The 2388-nt window shown below is 53.0% G+C and carries 1 rRNA gene; it reads right to left on the bottom strand.

The features are described 5' to 3' along the window. A 23S ribosomal RNA gene (locus tag ABZ898_RS29585) occupies positions 1 to 2388 on the bottom strand; the annotation flags it as partial.

Raw genomic sequence — 2388 nt, 5'->3', positions numbered from 1 at the left:
CTTATCTTTTCCGCACTTAGCTACCCGGCAATGCCATTGGCATGACAACCCGAACACCAGAGGTTCGTCCACTCCGGTCCTCTCGTACTAGGAGCAGCCCCTCTCAAATCTCCAACGCCCATGGCAGATAGGGACCGAACTGTCTCACGACGTTCTGAACCCAGCTCGCGTACCACTTTAAATGGCGAACAGCCATACCCTTGGGACCTACTTCAGCCCCAGGATGTGATGAGCCGACATCGAGGTGCCAAACACCGCCGTCGATATGAACTCTTGGGCGGTATCAGCCTGTTATCCCCGGAGTACCTTTTATCCGTTGAGCGATGGCCCTTCCATACAGAACCACCGGATCACTAAGTCCTAGTTTCCTACCTGCTTGATCCGTCGATCTTGCAGTCAAGCACGCTTATGCCTTTGCACTAACCTCACGATGTCCGACCGTGATTAGCTAACCTTCGAGCTCCTCCGTTACTCTTTAGGAGGAGACCGCCCCAGTCAAACTACCCACCAGACACTGTCCTCACCCCAGATTATGGGGCCGAGTTAGAACATCAAACATTAAAGGGTGGTATTTCAAGGATGGCTCCACGCAGACTGGCGTCCACGCTTCAAAGCCTCCCACCTATCCTACACATCAAGGCTCAATGTTCAGTGTCAAGCTATAGTAAAGGTTCACGGGGTCTTTCCGTCTTGCCACGGGAACACTGCATCTTCACAGCGATTTCAATTTCACTGAGTCTCGGGTGGAGACAGCGCCGCTGTCGTTACGCCATTCGTGCAGGTCGGAACTTACCCGACAAGGAATTTCGCTACCTTAGGACCGTTATAGTTACGGCCGCCGTTTACTGGGGCTTCGATCAAGAGCTTCGCCTTGCGGCTGACCCCATCAATTAACCTTCCAGCACCGGGCAGGCGTCACACCGTATACGTCCACTTTCGTGTTTGCACAGTGCTGTGTTTTTATTAAACAGTTGCAGCCAGCTGGTATCTTCGACTGGCTTCAGCTCCATCCGCAAGGGACTTCACCTACATGCCAGCGTGCCTTCTCCCGAAGTTACGGCACCATTTTGCCTAGTTCCTTCACCCGAGTTCTCTCAAGCGCCTTGGTATTCTCTACCTGACCACCTGTGTCGGTTTGGGGTACGATTTAATGTTACCTGATGCTTAGAGGATTTTCCTGGAAGCAGGGCATCAACTACTTCTGCACCGTAGTGCATCGTCATCACGCCTCAGGGTTAGTATGCAACCGGATTTACCAGGTCACACCCCCTACACGCTTAAACCGGGACAACCGTCGCCCGGCTAGCCTAGCCTTCTCCGTCCCCCCTTCGCAGTAACACCAAGTACAGGAATATTAACCTGTTTCCCATCGACTACGCTTTTCAGCCTCGCCTTAGGGGTCGACTCACCCTGCCCCGATTAACGTTGGACAGGAACCCTTGGTCTTCCGGCGAGCGGGCTTTTCACCCGCTTTATCGTTACTTATGTCAGCATTCGCACTTCTGATACCTCCAGCAACCCTCACAGGCCACCTTCAACGGCTTACAGAACGCTCCCCTACCCAACAACGCCTAAGCGTCGCTGCCGCAGCTTCGGTGCATGGTTTAGCCCCGTTACATCTTCCGCGCAGGCCGACTCGACCAGTGAGCTATTACGCTTTCTTTAAATGATGGCTGCTTCTAAGCCAACATCCTGGCTGTCTATGCCTTCCCACATCGTTTCCCACTTAACCATGACTTTGGGACCTTAGCTGGCGGTCTGGGTTGTTTCCCTCTTCACGACGGACGTTAGCACCCGCCGTGTGTCTCCCGTGATAACATTCTTCGGTATTCGGAGTTTGCATCGGTTTGGTAAGCCGGGATGGCCCCCTAGCCGAAACAGTGCTCTACCCCCGAAGATGAGTTCACGAGGCGCTACCTAAATAGCTTTCGGGGAGAACCAGCTATCTCCCGGTTTGATTGGCCTTTCACCCCCAGCCACAAGTCATCCGCTAATTTTTCAACATTAGTCGGTTCGGTCCTCCAGTTAGTGTTACCCAACCTTAACCTGCCCATGGCTAGATCACCGGGTTTCGGGTCTATACCTTGCAACTAATCGCCCAGTTAAGACTCGGTTTCCCTACGGCTCCCCTATACGGTTAACCTTGCTACAAAATATAAGTCGCTGACCCATTATACAAAAGGTACGCAGTCACACCACGAAGGTGCTCCCACTGCTTGTACGTACACGGTTTCAGGTTCTATTTCACTCCCCTCGCCGGGGTTCTTTTCGCCTTTCCCTCACGGTACTGGTTCACTATCGGTCAGTCAGGAGTATTTAGCCTTGGAGGATGGTCCCCCCATATTCAGACAGGATGTCACGTGTCCCGCCCTACTCATCGAACTCACG

The sequence above is a fragment of the Streptomyces sp. NPDC046860 genome, assembly GCF_040645115.1.
In the GTDB taxonomy this organism is placed as follows: Bacteria; Actinomycetota; Actinomycetes; order Streptomycetales; family Streptomycetaceae; genus Streptomyces.
Note: the sequence above shows the minus strand (reverse complement) of the source record. Positions and strands in the feature narration are given on the sequence as shown.